This is a genomic window from Qipengyuania algicola (assembly GCF_042492175.1).
In the GTDB taxonomy this organism is placed as follows: domain Bacteria; phylum Pseudomonadota; class Alphaproteobacteria; order Sphingomonadales; family Sphingomonadaceae; genus CAJXSN01.
Genome location: NZ_CP170453.1, coordinates 1,727,437 through 1,743,839, shown reverse-complemented (window position 1 = coordinate 1,743,839; position 16,403 = coordinate 1,727,437). Strand labels below are relative to the sequence as shown.

Below are 16,403 nucleotides of genomic sequence, written 5' to 3'. Positions count from 1 at the left end.
ATGGCAGCAATAACCCGCTGGCTAGAGCTTGCAGCCCTACTGCCCATAGGCATAATTTTGCTTGTCATCGGTTACGCGGAATTTGGAGAACTGACATGAAAATCGCCTTTATCGGACTCGGCAATATGGGCGGCGGGATGGCCGCGAACCTTGTGAAGGCGGGGCATTCCGTGCGCGCGTTCGATCTTAGCGCGGAAGCCGCAGCCACCGCGCGCGGCAATGGCTGTGAGACTTTCGCCAGCGCCAAGGAAGCAGTCCAAGGCGTCGATGCGGTTGTCTCCATGTTGCCCAACGGGGCCATCGTGAAGGCGGTCTATACCGATGATGTGATCGGCCATGCGCCAGAAGGCGCGGTGTTCCTCGATTGCTCGACCATCGATGTCGCCACGGCGAAGGAAGTGATCGAGGCTGCGAGCGCCAAGGGATACGACATGGTCGATACGCCCGTCTCCGGCGGCATCGCAGCGGCCAATGGCGGCACGCTGACCTTCATGGTCGGCGGGACGGAAAAGGCGTTTGAGCGCGCCAAGCCAATCCTTGAGGCGATGGGCAAGGCAGTGATCCACGCGGGCGATGCAGGTGCGGGGCAGACGGCCAAGATCTGCAACAATATGCTCCTCGCCATCCACATGATCGGCACCGCCGAAGCGATGAAAATGGCCGAGAAGCTAGGCCTTGATCCGCAGAAATTCTACGAAATCAGCTCGCAGTCGAGCGGCTACAACTGGTCGCTCAATGCCTACACCCCCCTACCCGGCGTCGGCGTCGATAGCCCGGCGGACAATGAGTATCAGGGCGGGTTTGCCACTGCGCTGATGCTGAAGGATTTGCGCCTCGCGATGGAAGCAGCGGAAAATTCCGACAGCGCCGTGCCATTAGGTGCACGCGCGGCGGCGCTTTACGAAGACTTCGCTGGCGCAGGCAATGGCGGACTGGACTTCAGCGCGATCATCAAGACCTACACTTAAGTTCGTCATTGCGAGCGAAGCGCGGCAATCCAGAGCGTAACGCGCTTGGCTCTGGATCGCCGCGGGGCTGCGCCCCTCGCGATGACCATTCTATGCTTTGATCTCGGCCAGAACACCGTCCAGCCACTCACGCGGGGCGTGACGCCGCCCGATATCGGCGACGAATTCCTGACCGCGCGCCACCGAGCGCAAGCGGCCACCGCGTAGCCATCGGTCCGCGCGATCGTGGTAGCTCAGGCCGCCGCGCCTCAGCCATGAAGGACGATTCCACAGGCTCGGTGGCCCCTCGGCCACGGTGAGGCGCAAGGCATCGGAAGCCCGCGTCGCCGTGCGTCCCTCGCCGATATAAATCACATCATTTTTCGCGTGCATACCCAGCGCGTGCGGATGGCCGAGAGCAGCCAGTTCCGCCTTCCGCACGTCCTCACACGCAGTCAGATCGACGATTTCCCCGATCCGCTGATAGCCAAAGATGCGGTGGTGCGGATCGCCATCGGGCGCGCGGAACAATCCAAAGAACACGAACACATCGCCGACGCCCACACCTTGATTGGCGAGATGCGTTTGCGCAGCGCCGCATTGGCCGAACAGGCACCGGCCATCCCCGGTGAACATCGGATCATGGTGGCATGCGTCCGCCGCGCCCAGCTTGCCGCGACTGGCCGCTCGTGCGTGCTCCCCCAGCCCCAGATCGCCATAGGTCGTGCGCGAGTGCCCACCGCTTGGAATGGGCAGGCTGACCGGCACGCCGTCCACGATGGGCGACGGCCCGCCGCCCGCCGCGCTGTCGAAGCCTTTTCTGCTGAAGATAATCCTCATGCCCCCGCCTCTGCCCGCCCTCGTCCGCAGCGACAAGTTTTGCCAATCATGCGGTCACGGTCTAAAGGCCTGCCTCCCCGCTAATTTGCGCAAGACCGGCCCGCTTCCAATGCAACGCATCGTCAAGAATATGGGCTGGCTGCTCGGCGGACGCGGCATCAATGCCGTCCTCAGCCTCGTCTATCTGGCGCTGGCGACCCGCACGCTGGGGCTGGACGGGTTCGGGCATTTCGCGATTATCGTGGCGCTGGGCCAGACGGTCACCGGCATTGCCAATTTCCAGACATGGCAGTTCGTGGTGCGCTGGGGCGCTGGTGAGAAGGGCGCGCGCGATGCGACCGGCTTTGCAATTGCGCTGGACCTCCTCTCTCTGGTGACCGGGACCATTCTTGCAGGCATCCTTGTCTACACGGCGCAGCTTTGGTTGCCGCTGCCTGATGAGCTTCTGTGGATCACGTTCTTCTATTGCATCGTCTCGCTAATGGCGCTCCGATCCACGCCCACCGGCCTGCTGCGTCTGCGGTTCCAATATGGCCGCGCCACCGCCGCCGATGCGACCCAGCCAATTGTGCGCGCCATCGGGGCCGTTCTTGCGTTCTTCTTCATGCCCACAGTCACGGGGTTCATTCTGGCGTGGGCGGCATCCGAAGTGGTCGTGGCCGCAGCCTATTGGATCATCGCCGCGCGTTCGGAAAAGATCGACACGTCCGCGATTTCGCTGCGGAAAATCCCAGCAGCCCATCCCGACGCCTGGCGCTTCGTCCTCTCGACCAACTTCTCCGGCAGCCTGCTAATCGCTGGAAAACAGGTCATGATTTTGCTGGTGGGCGCCATAGGAGGAGAGGCCTTTGCCGGAGGCTTCCGCGTCGCCAGCCAACTGGGCCAAGCGCTGGTGCAACTGGCGCAGACCATCAGCAAGGCGGTCTATCCCGAACTCGTGCACGCAAAGGAAGACGCAGTGGCCATTGCGCGCCGCATCGCCAACGTCGCGCTGATTGGCGGGGTTTTGGCCGTCGGTGTAGCACTGCTGTTCGGACGCGAGGCGCTGGTTTTGATCGCAGGCGAGGAATTCCGTGTCGTCTACTGGGCGATGGTCATTCTGGCGATTGGCGGCGCGGTTGAGCTGGTCGGGGCCAGTCTGGAGAGCCTTCTGGTCAGCGCCGGACGCGCGGGCACGGCCTTCCTGTGCCGCGCAGTGCCGATGGCCATCGCGTTTGCCACGCTGGACGCTGCAATGGGCTGGCAGGGGCTGAAGGGCGCGGCGCTGTGTGTACTGGGCGCAAGCGCACTGGCAGTGGTCGGCTTCTGGATCGCGATCCTCAGCCGCCTCGACATTACCATCAAACCGCACGACGACGCCGAAGTCCCGAAGGACCCGGCCACGCACCGCCCTGCGGAATAAACGCCTAGCTCATATTCGGATCATTCCACGCCAGCACGGGTTTGCGCGCGGCCTGAGTCTCGTCCAAGCGGCGACGCGGCGCGTAATACGGGGCCTGCTTCAGGCTTTCATCGCCGGCATTGGCCCGCTCCGCCACACTGCGGAAGGACGCGATGAACTGGTCCAGCGCCGCCTTGCTTTCCGTCTCGGTCGGCTCGACCAGCATCGCACCGTGCACCACCAACGGGAAGAACACCGTCATCGGGTGATACCCCTCGTCGATCATCCCCTTGGCCAGATCCAGCGTCGAGAGATCGCCGCCGAAATCTTTATCGCCGAACAGCGCCTCGTGCATGCACGGCCCACTGTCCGCGTAGGGTGCGTGGAGCAAGTCTTCCAGACTGCGCAGGATGTAATTGGCATTTAGCACCGCGTCCTCGGCCACCTGCCGCAAGCCATCGGCCCCGTGGCTGAGCATGTAGGTCAGAGCGCGGGTGAACATGCCCATCTGGCCATGGAACGCGGTCATCCGGCCAAAGCTGTCCATCACGCCGCCGAAATGTTCCTCGGAGAAACTGTCGGCGCTTTCCTCCTCGATCAAATGCACCACCCCGTCTTTGGTCCGCGCGGTGTATGGCAGCGGGCCATAGGGGCTGAGCGCTTCCGACAACACGACCGGGCCGGACCCCGGACCACCGCCGCCATGCGGGGTGGAGAAGGTCTTGTGCAGGTTGATATGCATCGCATCGACGCCGAGGTCGCCCGGGCGCACCTTGCCGACGATGGCGTTGAAATTCGCGCCGTCGCAATAAACGAAGCCGCCCGCTGCGTGGACCGCGTCAGAGATCGCTTTCATATCGCGCTCGAACAATCCGCACGTGTTGGGATTGGTAATCATCACCGCTGCCACGTCCGGGCCGAGGCGCGCCTTCAGCGCTTCCAGATCGACGCGGCCGTCGGCACCTGCAGGAATGTCCTCCGTCTCGTATCCGGCGAAGGCTGCGGTGGCGGGGTTGGTCCCGTGCGCGCTTTCGGGGCACAGCACGACCTTGCGGGCATCGCCCCGCGCTTCAAGCGCAGCGCGGATGCACAGCATCCCGCACAGCTCGCCATGCGCGCCCGCCTTGGGGCTCATCGCGACGCCGTGCATGCCGGTCAGGTCAATCAGCCAAAAGGCCAGTTCGTTGATAACCTCCAGCGCGCCGCGCACGGTATCGACCGGCTGCAGCGGGTGGACATCGGCAAAGCCGGGCATCCGCGCGACCTTCTCGTTCAGGCGCGGATTGTGCTTCATGGTGCAGCTGCCGAGCGGGAACAGGCCCAGATCGATGGCATAGTTCTGACGGCTGAGGCGGGTGTAATGTCGCACCGTCTCCGGCTCCGAGAGGCCGACCAGTCCGATCGGATCGCTGCGCTCCAGCCCGCCCAAGCGATTGGCCGCAGCAGGATCGATTTCCGGCAAATCGACGCCGGTTATTTCTGCATGCCCGATTTCAAAAGAAAGCGGCTCTTCCAGCATCAACGCACGGTTGCCGCTGACAGTGGCGGGGCCATTGTGCATGCCGTCTTGATCGGCGGCGTTCATCGCAGGCTTCCAGCCGGATTTGTTGGGCGCGTTCATTGTGTCTCTCCGCTCGTGCTGAGCTTGTCGAAGTACGATTGGCTTGGTCTCTCGCCCTTCGACAAGCTCAGGACGAACGGGGTGCGCAGCGCGTTCATGCCAATTCCTCCTTAAGCGCGGAGCAGAGGGTCTCGATGTCCTCCTCGCTGGTGGTTTCGGTCACCGCGACCAGCAGGCCCTGCGACAGGGCATCCACATCAGGGAACAGACGGCCCAGCGAAACCCCGGCCAGCACATTCTTTGCCGCCAGTTTGCGCACCAGCGCGCGCGCATCGGTTTCCAGAACGATGGTGAATTCGTTGAAAAACGCGCTGTTCAGCACTGTCACGCCCGGCACCTGCGCCAACTTGTCGGCAGCCAGACAGGCGAGCCGGTGGTTCTCCGCCGCCAATTGACGCAGACCCTTTTCGCCCAGCAGCGTCATGTGCACATTGAAAGCCAGCGCGCACAAGCCGCTATTGGTGCAGATATTGCTGGTCGCCTTCTCGCGCCGGATATGCTGCTCGCGGGTGGAGAGCGTCAGCACAAAACCGCGCTTGCCTTCCGCATCGGTGGTCTCGCCGCACAGGCGCCCCGGCATCTGGCGGACATGTTTGGGATTGCGCACGGCGAACAGACCCAGATACGGCCCGCCAAAATTGAGGCCGACACCAATCGACTGGCCCTCGCCCACCACGATATCCGCGCCCATTTCGCCCGGCGATTTAATCGCGCCCAGCGCCACCGGCTCTGTATTGACGACCACGAGCAAAGCGCCCTTGGCATGCGCGGCCTCGGCAATTTCTGTCAGGTCGTTCACCCTGCCCAGGATGTCGGGATATTGCACCACGACGCAGGATGTCTCTTCGTCGATCCGGTCGCGAAGGCCGGTCGTGTCCGGCTCCGGCTGGATAGAGGGCTTGGCATCGGCGATAGTGTCGCCGGTGAACTTCGCCATGGTCTTCACGACCTCGGCGTAATGCGGGTGGAGTGCGCCGGACAGAACCGCGCGTTTGCGCTTCGTAACCCGGCCCGCCATCGCCACCGCTTCCCAGCAGGCGGTGGAGCCATCATACATCGAGGCATTGGCCACCGCGCAGCCATAGAGGCGCGCAACCTGCGTCTGGAACTCGAACAGCATCTGCAGCGTGCCCTGCGCGATTTCCGGCTGATAGGGCGTGTAAGCGGTTAGGAATTCGCCGCGCTGGATGATGTGATCGACCGACGCTGGCACGTGATGCTTGTAGGCCCCTGCCCCCAAAAAAAACGCTGCATCGGCTGCTGCAAGGTTCTTCTTGCTCAGCCTGCGCATGTGCTTCTCGACCGCCATCTCGCTGGCATGCATCGGCAGGCCATGGATCGGGCCATCCAGCCGCGCTTCTTCGGGCACATCGGTAAACAGATCATCGATGCTGTCCGCGCCAATGGTGGCCAGCATGTCACTGCGATCAGTGTCGGTCAGGGGTAGGTAGCGCATTTTCTATCCTCAAATCCCCTCCTCTTCAGAGGAGGGGCAGTGAGACTTGGCGTTGCGAAGCAATGCCTAGTCGCAGCGGGGTGGTGCTGGATTGCAGAACGGCGCTGCCGCGCCGGAACCACCCCCGGCCCCTCCTTTAAAAAGGAGGGGAGCTCGGCATCTTAAAGCTCGTCGACGAAGGCCTTGTAGGCCTTCAAATCCATCAGACCTTCCAGCTCTTCCTTGTCGCCGATGGTCAGTTTGAAGAACCAGCCTTCCTCTTCGGGCGAAGTGTTCACCAGTGCCGGATCGTCTTCCAGCGCATCGTTGGCTTCGGTCACTTCACCGCTGATCGGGGCATAGACGTCACTCGCCGCCTTCACACTCTCGACCACGGCGGCGTCTTTGCCCTTCTCCACCATCGCACCAACTTCGGGCAGCTCGACAAAGACGATGTCGCCCAATTGCTCCTGTGCGTAATCGGTAATGCCGACGGTGGCGGTGTCGCCTTCCACATCGATCCATTCATGTTCGTCGGTGAAGTAACGGGCCATTGGTTCAGCTCCCTCTGAAATAACGATGCGGTACAAAAGGCATGGGTGCGACGCGCGCGGGCAGGCGTTTGTTCCTGACCTGCAGTTCCAGTTCGGTGCCCGGCGCAGCGTGCGCGGCATCGACATAGGCCATGGCAATCGGATGACCGAGCGTGGGCGAGAAACCGCCGCTGGTCACCGTGCCCACTTGCGTCTCGCCGGCAAAAACGGGGGCGCCTTCGCGGGCAGGCAACCGGCCTTCCAGTGTCAGGCCCACCCGCTGTGTGGCAGGGCCATCGGCCAGCGTGGCGGCAATTGTTGCATGGCCCAGATAGCCGCCCGTCTCGCGCCGCTTCTTGCTTAACGCGAAAGTCAGATCGGCGCTGACCGGATCGATTTCGGGCGTCAGGTCATGACCATAGAGCGGTAGGCCCGCCTCCAGACGGAGAGAATCCCGTGCGCCAAGGCCCGCCGGGCGCACCTCGATTTCCGCCATCAGCCGGTCGGCCAGGCTTTCGGCGAATTCCGCCGGAACGGAAATCTCGAAACCGTCCTCGCCGGTATAGCCCGCGCGGGTGATCCGCAGCGGCCATTCGCCGAACTGGTAAAGCGTGGACTGCATGAAGGTCAGGCTTTCAGGCACACCGCGCATCACCCGGCCCAGCGCCGTCGCTGCATTCGGGCCTTGCAGCGCGACCAGCGCATGCTCGTCCATATGGTTGAGCTCGACTTCGTCGGGCAGATGCTCGCGCAAATGGGCGATATCGTCCCACTTCATCGCGCCATTGACGACCAGATAATAGGCTGGATCGCCCCAGTGCCCCTCGGTCCCGGCTTCCTCGTCGGCCTCTATCCACGGCGTGGCATTGGTGACCATCAGGTCGTCCAGCACGCCGCCATTGTCGTCCAACAGCAGGGTGTAGCGCACCCGGCCCGGCTTCAGACTGGTGATCGCGCCGGGCACCAGTGCCTCCAGCGCCTCCGCCGGATTTTCCCCGGTCAGCATCAGCTGGCCCATATGCGACACATCAAACAGGCCAGCCTGCGTGCGGGTCCATTCATGCTCGGCCACGATGCCGCCGCCATGTTCGGCGGAATACTGGATTGGCAGGTAGTAGCCTGCAAACTCCACCATTTTACCGCCGCGCGCGCGGTGCCATGCATCCAGCGGCAGGGCCTGCGTTTCAGGCTCGCCAACGTCGTCTTCGGGAATTTCGTTTTCGAATTCGCTCATAACAATCAAGCAGTCCCCAACAGGGCCACGCTCCGCCATCCGGCGCGTCGGCCTACCGCCCCCTCTGTCGGGAAACCTGAGAGCTTGCTCCCCCGCGCAGATCAGCGGGGGGCTTTCTCCTTCGGTGGCGAAGCGTTGCCGCCTCGCGCTTTCCAGAGTGTCGATGGCCCGCGCGGTCCGGTGGCCTGAGAGTTTCCGGGGCGGTTGCTCCTTCGGCGTCGGCAGGGCGGGCCCTGCCAATCTCTCCCGCGCGCGCCTGCTACAGAATCGCTCCCGCAGCCGACTATGCTGCGATGCGGCATAGCGGCGGAGCGGTCAATGCGTTTGAAAGGCCGTGCGCGGCGTTATTCCCCGCCTTGAGCCTTGGAAGCCGCCATGGCCCGGCGAACCAGCGCGATTTCCTCTGGCGCGAAGCCGCCTTCGTCGGGCGCGGAGCGGTCGGGCACGGCGCTAGTGAAATAGGCTATGCCTTTCTCACCATCACCGTTCCACCACAGTCCAGACCGAAGACCATATGCCTCACCCGCATGCCCAAAATGTGTTTCGCCTCCATCAAAGAGCTGGTCATTACAGTTTGGATCAATCTGGATCATCTGCGCGTGCAATCCATAGGCGCAAAAGAATTCTTGATCACGAGAGATGCCATCAACGAGGGCTTTGGCCCATTCCCCCAGCGTCCTTGCGCCAAAAAATTCGCTTTCCGGCCCGTTCATCAGCATCTGCCCGATCTTCGCCAAATCCATCATCCCGATCCGCACACCCCCTTGAGGGGAGAAAATGCTGGCATTCGTGCCCGGCTCATACCCGTACAGTGTGCATTCCACACCCTCGGCTACCGGAAAACCGCAATTCGGCGGGCGGTCTGCAGCATCGTCGCGCGCCACTTCTCCGGTGCTGCGATAGAGCGTGACTGCGCTTTCCGCGAATTCCCGCGAGCAGCCGATCCAGTTGAAGCACGCTTCCACGCCGAGCGGCGCGAAGACCGTCCGCTCCACCAGCCGGTCAAATCGCTCGCCGCTGGCGGCCTCCAGAACCGTTGCCACAACCGGCGAGCCGAGATTGGCATATTCGAACGGCGCTTCGCCAGGCGGTGCATCCGCATACCACGCCGCCGGATCGCGCAGCTTGTCCTCAAGGTTTGCCCCAAGGGGAATAACGTAACCCGCATCGTCGCGCAGGCCCGATCTGTGCGCCATCAATTGCGCCAGCGTAATCGGCACATCGGGATAGGAAGGATGGCGCACCGGCCAGCCGAGATACTCCGACACGTCGCGGTTCAGATCGACCTTTCTTTCATCGACCAGCCGCATGGCAGCGAGCGCCATGACCAGCTTGGAAATGCTGGCGATACGGACAGGATCGTTCGCCCGGGCAGGCCTGCCGGTGGTGCGGTCGGCCAGCCCTTCGACAATGACCGGCGTGGCACTTTCGCGGTCGAAAACAACGGCGATGCTAGCAGGTGGCACGCGCGGTTCCTCAGGTTCGCTCATGCTCGCGCAGGAAGCCAGAAAGGGAGCGATGAGAAGGGCCAAGCTGCGCATGGGCCGAAGCTGCCCCGATGTCGCAACGCCGTCAATTGAGTTTGCCGTCAATCGAGATTGGGCCGCAGCCAGCGCTCTGCCGTCTCCAGATCGACCCCGCGCCTTGTCGCGTAATCCTCCAGCTGGTCACGGCCCACTCGGGCCACGCCGAAATACTGCGATTCCGGATGGCCGAAATAGAAGCCCGACACAGCCGCCGTCGGCCACATGGCGAAGCTCTCTGTCAGCGTGAGGCCGGCATTTTTCGGCGCGTCGAGCAGGTCGAATAGCATCGGCTTCAGGCTGTGGTCGGGGCATGCGGGATAGCCTGGCGCTGGCCGAATGCCGCGATACTGCTCCTTGATCAGCGCCTCGTTGGTCAGCTGCTCGCCGGGGGCATAGCCCCACAGATCGGTCCGTACGTGTTGGTGCAGACGCTCGGCGAAGGCTTCGGCGAACCGGTCGGCCAGCGATTTCAGGAGAATGTCGGAATAATCGTCCTTGTCGGCCTGGAACCGTGCGGAATGCTCGTCGATCCCATGGATGCCCACAGCAAAGCCGCCGATCCAGTCACCTGCCGGATCGATGAAATCGGCGAGACACATATTCGCCCGGTCGCGTGATTTCTTCACCTGTTGGCGCAGGAAGGGCAGGACGACATGCTCTTCGCGGTTGACGCGGTGGATCGTCACATCGTCGCCGTCGCGGGCACAGGGCCACAGCCCGGCCACCCCGCGCGCGGTCAGCCATTTGCCCTCGATGATCTGGTCCAGCATGGCATCCGCGTCGGCCTTAAGCTGGGTCGCTGTCTCGCCGACCACTTCGTCGGTCAGGATCGCCGGATAGTTGCCGTGCAATTCCCAAGCGCGGAAGAACGGTGTCCAGTCGATCACGTCGCGCAAATCGGCAAGATCCCAATCGTCGAACACGTGCAGGCCGGGCTTGTCCGGCGGGGCGGGCTTGTCGCTCAGGAAAGCGTCGTAGAAATTGGCCCGCGCTTCCTCGATGCTGAGAAGGACACTGGCCGACTTGCCCTCGCGCGCGGCGCGGACCTTTTCGTATTCGTCCGCCGTATCGCCAACAAATTCATCACGCTGCGTGTCGGAGAGCAGGCGGCTGGCCACACCCACCGCGCGGCTGGCGTCGAGCACATGGATTACCGGGCCGTCATATTTCGGATCGATGCGAAGCGCGGTATGGACCTTGCTGGTGGTCGCCCCGCCGATCAGCAGCGGGATATCCATTTCGGCATTGGCCATTTCCTCGGCCACCGTCACCATCTCGTCCAGCGAGGGGGTGATCAGACCGGACAGGCCGATAATGTCGGCTTTCTCGTCCTTGGCCGTCTGGATGATCTGCGACCACGGGACCATCACGCCCAGATCGACCACATCATAGCCATTGCACTGCAACACCACGCCGACGATGTTCTTGCCGATGTCGTGCACATCGCCCTTCACTGTCGCCATGATGATCTTGCCCTTGGCCTTGCGTTCGGCCTCGGGCAGCAGGTCCTTCTCCGCCTCGATATAGGGGATGAGATGGGCGACCGCCTTCTTCATCACGCGGGCGGATTTGACCACTTGCGGCAGGAACATCTTGCCGCTGCCGAACAGGTCGCCGACGACATTCATGCCGTCCATCAGCGGGCCTTCGATCACCTCGATGGGTCGCCCGCCCGCCTCTGCAGTGGCGGCGCGCATTTCCTCGGTATCCTCGACGACATGCGCGTCAATGCCCTTAACCAGCGCATGCTCCAGCCGCTTGGCAACCGGATAGCTGCGCCATTCGGCAGCTTTCTTTTCGTCTTCCTTCGAAACGCCCTTGTAGCTTTCCGCAAGGTCGATCAGCCGCTCCGTGGCGGACACGTCACCCCCCACGGGGCGCATCAGGATCACATCCTCGCACGCCTCTCTCAGGGTCGGGTCGATCTGATCATACACGTCGAGCTGACCGGCATTGACGATGGCCATGTCCAGCCCCGCCGGAATGGCGTGGTAGAGGAACACCGAATGCATCGCGCGGCGCACCGTTTCGTTGCCGCGAAAACTGAAGGACAGGTTCGATAGCCCGCCGCTGGTCTTGGCGTGCGGGCAAGCGGCCTTGATCTCGGTGCAGGCCTCGATGAAATCCAGCCCGTAGCGGTCGTGCTCCTCGATCCCCGTCGCCACGGCGAAGATGTTGGGATCGAAGATGATATCTTCGGGCGGAAAGCCGATGCCGGTCAGCAAATTATAGGCCCGCGTGCAAATCTCGACCTTGCGGTCCTTCGTATCGGCCTGGCCCGTCTCGTCGAAGGCCATCACGACCACCGCCGCGCCATAGGCCATGCATTTGCGCGCCTGTTCGAGGAATGGCTCTTCGCCTTCCTTCATCGAAATCGAGTTCACGATCGGCTTGCCGGACACACACTTCAGCCCGGCCTCGATCACCTCCCATTTGGAACTGTCGACCATGATCGGCACCCGCGCAATGTCGGGCTCGGCGGCGATCAGTTTGAGGAAAGTGGTCATGGCGTGGACCGCATCGAGCAGCCCCTCGTCCATGTTGACGTCGATCACCTGCGCGCCGTTTTCCACCTGACTGCGCGCAACCTCCACCGCAGCGGTGTAATCATCGCCCAAAATGAGCTTCTTGAACCGGGCCGAGCCGGTCACGTTCGTGCGCTCGCCGATATTGACGAAGCGGGCGGTGGATAGGTCGTTCATTTATGCTGCAATCGTAAAAGGTTCGAGCCCGGCGAGGCGCATTTTCGTGTCGCGCTGAGGCAATGAGCGCGGTGTCAGGCCATCGACTGCCTTGGCAATCGCGGCGATATGGTCGGGCGTCGATCCGCAGCATCCGCCCAGAATATTGACCCGGCCGTTCTCTGCCCAGCGGCGCACCAGCGATGCCGTGGTCTCCGGCTCCTCGTCATACTCGCCCAGATCGTTGGGCAGGCCGGCATTGGGATAGGCCAGCACCAGCGTATCCGCGATGTCGGACAGCAGCTGGACATGCGGGCGCAATTGCTCTGCCCCGAAGCTGCAATTGAGGCCGATGGTCACAGGGTTCGCATGACGCACCGCATACCAGAATGCCTCCACCGTATGACCCGACAGATTGCGGCCTGACAGATCGGTCAGCGTCATGGACAGCATGACCGGCACATCACGGCCCAGTTCCGCTTCCAGCTGTTTGACCGCGAAAACGCCTGCTTTGGCATTCAGCGTATCGAAGATTGTCTCGATCAGGATGAAGTCCACCCCGCCCTCCACCAGAGCGGCGGCTTGCTCGTGATAGACATCGACCAGCGTATCGAAGTCGATTTCGCGAAAACCCGGGTCTTCGACATCGGGGCTGAGCGAGAGGGTCTTGTTGGTTGGGCCAATGGCACCGGCGACAAAGCGCGGGCGGCCATCCTTGCCCTCGTATTCGTCGGCCAACTCGCGCGCCAGTCTGCCAGATGCGACATTGATATCGCGCACCTTGTCCTCGGCGGCGTAATCCGCCTGACTGATGCTGTTGGCGGAGAACGTGTTGGTGCTGACAACGTCCGATCCCGCTTCCAGATACGCACGGGTGATATCGGCAATCACATCCGGGCGGGATAGCGCCAGAATATCGTTATTGCCCTTCTGGTCGGCCTTCAGGCCCAGATCGCCGGCGTAATCTTCCTCGGTCAGCTTGCGGTTCTGGATCTGCGTGCCGAAAGCGCCATCGAACACGAGAATACGCTCGGCTGCGGCGGCTTGCAGTTTTTCGCGGGCACTCATTGGGCTTGCTCCTGAGGGCGGCGGCCCAGCATGTGGCAGATCGCATAGGCGAGATCCGCACGGTTGAGAGTGTAGAAATGAAACTGGCGCACACCGCCAGCATAAAGGCGGCGGCAAAGCTCTGCCGCCACGGTGGCCGCGACCAGTTGCCGCGCCGCCGGGCGTTCATCCAGCCCGTCGAACAAACCGTCCATCCATTCGGGGATCACGGCCCCGCATTGCCCGGCAAATTTGCGCGCCTGCGCCACATTGGTCACCGGCAGGATACCCGGCACAACCGGCGCCGCAATGCCCGCCGCTGCCGCCTTCTCGCGAAAATCGAAGAAGGTTTCGTGGCTGAAGAAAAACTGGCTGATTGCGCGGGTCGCTCCGGCATCGATCTTGCGCTTCAGATTGTCGAGGTCGGATTGCGGGCAATCGGCGTCGGGATGCGTTTCGGGATAGGCCGCGACCGAGATTTCAAAATCGGCCACTTCTTTCAGGCCCGCGACCAGCTCGGCGGCGCTGGCATAGCCTTCCGGGTGGGCCACGAACGGCGCGCCGGGTTCGCCCGCATCACCGCGCAAGGCAACAATATGGCGCACGCCCGCTTCCCAATATTGCTCGGCGATTTTCTGGGTTTCCGCCCGGCTTGCGTCCACGCAGGTGAGATGCGCGGCGGCGGGAATGTGCGCTTCGCTGATGATCCGCGCGACGGTGTTGTGGGTGCGCTCTCGGGTCGAACCGCCCGCGCCATAGGTGACCGACACGAAATCCGGCCCCAGAGGAGCAAGCTCCTGAACCGCCTCCCACAGCTTCGCCTCCATCTTCTCGCTCTTGGGCGGGAAGAATTCGAAACTGACGCCGATATCGCCCGGCAGGCCGGAGAACAGCGGCGTATCATGCGCCGTGCGCTGTTCGTGTTTCGGGTCCAGCGGCGGCGTCGCCAGAGATGCCAGCGAAGGGGCGGTCGCGGATGTCATGGAGAGGCTACCTTATCATTGGACGAGCTGTTTGAAGGATCGGCGGAAGCGCCTGCCCGCGTCGCGAGCCAGATTTTCACGACCAACGGGCCGCCCGACAGCGCCGTGGGTTCGTCCGGCTTGAAGCCTGCCAAATGCAGAGCATCGGCCAGATCGGCATCGCTGAAACCAAGCCGGGCATGGGCAAACCGTTCGCGCAATTCCTCACGGTCATGCGCGGCGAAATCGACGATGGCGATACGACCGCCAGGCCGAACCACCCGTGCCGCTTCGGCCAGCGCGCGGGCGGGATCCTGCGCGAAATGCAGCACCTGATGCAATAGCACCGTGTCGAACGCGGCACCGGCGAAGGGCAAAGCGGAGAAATCCCCCTGCACCAGTTCCACCCGGTCTGCGGGAAGGTTCTGCAACTTGGCCCGCGCGACGCGGAGCATCTCCAGGCTCTTGTCGAGCGCCACAATGTGATCGGCGCGGTCGGCAAAGAGTTCGGCCATCCGGCCCGTGCCTGTGCCGATATCCAGCAGGCGGCCCAGAGGCTGCTCGCCCAGCGCATCGGCCAGTGCCTGCTCCACCTGTCCATCGGGACTGTGCAGCCCGCGCAGCCCGTCCCACTCTTCCGCATGATCGGCGAACCAAGCTGTTGCGCCCGCTTCCCGCGATTGGCGAATGGCCGCAAGCTGCTGGCGATCGGTCTCGCATTGGACGGCGAACCCGGCATCTTCGGTCTCGGCCGTTTCCAGCATGCTGGCAGCCGCAGCAGCCAGCGGCTCGCCATCCGGCCCGCAGGTGGAGCGCAGGAACACCCAGCTCCCCTCGCGCCGACGTTCAGCAAGGCCGGATTCGGTCAGGATAGCAACATGGCGGCTGACGCGCGGCTGGCTTTGCCCCAAAACCTGCGCCAGTTCCCCTACGGCCAGCTCCATCGTCTGGAGCAGCCGCATGATCCTGAGCCGCGTGGGGTCGGCAAGCGCCCGCATGATGCCTTCAATCCGCATGGATAGGGGGATATAAAGATATTGTTATATGTGCAAGTCGCTTTCGCAGTTCGCGCAAGCAGCGGCGCGCTGTTAGAGCGCATTGCATAAGATGGGAGACGCACGGTGGACTATGTGAAATTCGGCAAATCGGGCCTCGATGTATCGCGGCTTTGCCTTGGCTGCATGAGCTTTGGCGATCCCGGTGCCGAGGGGCATGACTGGACCATGCAGGAGGACGAAGCGCGGCCATTCTTCCGGCAGGCGCTGGAAGCGGGGATCAACTTCTTCGACACGGCAAATGCCTATTCGGGCGGGACCAGCGAGATCATCACCGGCAAATTGCTGATGGAAATGGGCCACCGTGACGAGCTGGTGATCGCCACAAAGGGCTTCTTCCGCTGGAAACAGGCCCCCAATGCGGGCGGCCTGTCGGCCAAATCCCTGATGCATGCGGTGGATGACAGCCTGCGGCGTTTGGGCACCGATTACATCGACCTCTACCAGATCCACCGGCTCGACCCGCTGGTACCGATGGAAGAAATCGTCGAGGCGCTGGATGCCATCGTGCGCAGCGGCAAGGTCCGGTATCTGGGCGCATCCAGCATGTATGCGTGGCAGTTTCAGAAGCTGCTCCATCTGGCGCAGGACGCCGGGCTTCACCAGTTCATCTCGATGCAGAATTACGTGAACCTGATCTACCGCGAGGAGGAGCGCGAGATGCTGCCCCTGTGCGCGGACGCCGGAATTGCGGTGATGCCGTGGAGCCCGCTTGCGCGCGGCAGACTGGCGCGGCCTGCCGGGGATGGCGGGACCGAGCGAGCGGAGAAGGACCGTCTTCAATCGGTTCTGTACGATCGCACGGCAGAGGCCGATGCCAAGGTGATCGCCGAAGTCGAACGCATTGCAGCGACACGCGGCGTGCCGATGGCGCAGGTTGCGCTCGCCTGGGTGCTGCAAAAGCCCGAAGTCACCAGCCCGATTGTCGGTGCGACCAAAGCAAGGCATATCGATGATGCTGTCGCCGCGCTCGATCTGGAACTGACAGCAGAGGAAACAGCCGCGCTGGAGGCCCCCTATGTGCCGCACCAGGTCACCGGCATGTTCGCCATGCCCCAGCCGGAACTGAAGCTGACCGTCAAACCCTGAATTGCCGGTCTCGCTTGCAGGCCCGCGCGCCCCTCTTCCAGCTAACGTGATT

Annotated in this window: 13 protein-coding genes and 1 riboswitch; of the genes, 3 read left to right on the top strand and 10 right to left on the bottom strand. The window is 62.9% G+C overall.

Going from position 1 to position 16,403, the window contains the following annotated elements; translation table 11 throughout:
• Positions 1–95 precede the first annotated feature (95 nt).
• A complete protein-coding gene (mmsB, locus tag ACFCW2_RS08345; protein WP_379545614.1) occupies positions 96–968 on the top strand; it encodes a 3-hydroxyisobutyrate dehydrogenase in 873 nt (290 codons plus the stop codon).
• A gap of 90 nt (positions 969–1,058) precedes the next feature.
• Here mmsB and ACFCW2_RS08340 read toward each other — a convergent pair whose 3' ends face one another.
• Positions 1,059–1,787, bottom strand: coding sequence for a hypothetical protein (locus ACFCW2_RS08340; RefSeq protein ID WP_379545612.1), 729 nt, complete (start codon positions 1,785–1,787; stop codon positions 1,059–1,061).
• Between the two features lie 109 nt (positions 1,788–1,896).
• Here ACFCW2_RS08340 and ACFCW2_RS08335 point away from each other — a divergent pair, with 109 nt between their 5' ends.
• Positions 1,897–3,189, top strand: a complete 1,293-nt coding sequence (locus tag ACFCW2_RS08335; protein ID WP_379545611.1) for a lipopolysaccharide biosynthesis protein — start codon at positions 1,897–1,899, stop codon at positions 3,187–3,189.
• 4 nt (positions 3,190–3,193) lie between these two features.
• On the opposite strand, the gene gcvPB is transcribed toward ACFCW2_RS08335, so the two are convergent.
• The 9 genes from gcvPB to ACFCW2_RS08290 form a co-directional block, all read right to left on the bottom strand.
• The gene (gene gcvPB / locus ACFCW2_RS08330; RefSeq protein ID WP_379545609.1) at positions 3,194–4,789 is read right to left on the bottom strand and encodes an aminomethyl-transferring glycine dehydrogenase subunit GcvPB; all 1,596 of its coding nucleotides are present in this window, start codon (positions 4,787–4,789) and stop codon (positions 3,194–3,196) included.
• Between the two features lie 94 nt (positions 4,790–4,883).
• Complete coding sequence (gene gcvPA, locus ACFCW2_RS08325) at positions 4,884–6,245, bottom strand: aminomethyl-transferring glycine dehydrogenase subunit GcvPA (RefSeq protein ID WP_379545608.1); 1,362 nt, start codon at positions 6,243–6,245, stop codon at positions 4,884–4,886.
• Positions 6,246–6,406: 161 nt separating this feature from the next.
• On the bottom strand, positions 6,407–6,778 hold the full coding sequence (gene gcvH / locus ACFCW2_RS08320; RefSeq protein ID WP_379545606.1) for a glycine cleavage system protein GcvH: 372 nt from the start codon (positions 6,776–6,778) through the stop codon (positions 6,407–6,409).
• A gap of 4 nt (positions 6,779–6,782) precedes the next feature.
• Positions 6,783–7,991: a glycine cleavage system aminomethyltransferase GcvT gene (gene gcvT, locus ACFCW2_RS08315; RefSeq protein ID WP_379545604.1), complete on the bottom strand. Its 1,209-nt coding sequence runs from the start codon at positions 7,989–7,991 to the stop codon at positions 6,783–6,785.
• 163 nt (positions 7,992–8,154) lie between these two features.
• Positions 8,155–8,250, bottom strand: a riboswitch (glycine riboswitch).
• An 85-nt stretch (positions 8,251–8,335) separates the two neighbouring features.
• Positions 8,336–9,481: a serine hydrolase domain-containing protein gene (locus tag ACFCW2_RS08310; protein ID WP_379545602.1), complete on the bottom strand. Its 1,146-nt coding sequence runs from the start codon at positions 9,479–9,481 to the stop codon at positions 8,336–8,338.
• Between the two features lie 98 nt (positions 9,482–9,579).
• A complete protein-coding gene (metH, locus tag ACFCW2_RS08305; protein ID WP_379545600.1) occupies positions 9,580–12,219 on the bottom strand; it encodes a methionine synthase in 2,640 nt (879 codons plus the stop codon).
• A complete protein-coding gene (locus ACFCW2_RS08300; RefSeq protein WP_379545598.1) occupies positions 12,220–13,266 on the bottom strand; it encodes a homocysteine S-methyltransferase family protein in 1,047 nt (348 codons plus the stop codon).
• Positions 13,263–14,228 carry a methylenetetrahydrofolate reductase [NAD(P)H] gene (metF, locus tag ACFCW2_RS08295; RefSeq protein WP_379545596.1) on the bottom strand — a complete coding sequence of 322 codons (966 nt, stop codon included), beginning with the start codon at positions 14,226–14,228 and terminating at the stop codon, positions 13,263–13,265. The genes ACFCW2_RS08300 and metF overlap by 4 nt, the downstream gene beginning before the upstream one ends.
• Entirely contained in the window at positions 14,225–15,223 is a 999-nt protein-coding gene (locus ACFCW2_RS08290) for an ArsR/SmtB family transcription factor (protein WP_379545594.1), read from the bottom strand. The genes metF and ACFCW2_RS08290 overlap by 4 nt, the downstream gene beginning before the upstream one ends.
• A 105-nt stretch (positions 15,224–15,328) precedes the next feature.
• Between ACFCW2_RS08290 and ACFCW2_RS08285 the strand changes: the two genes are divergently transcribed.
• Positions 15,329–16,351 (top strand): aldo/keto reductase, encoded by a 1,023-nt coding sequence (locus tag ACFCW2_RS08285; protein ID WP_379545593.1) that lies wholly within the window; start codon positions 15,329–15,331, stop codon positions 16,349–16,351.
• Positions 16,352–16,403: the final 52 nt, after the last annotated feature.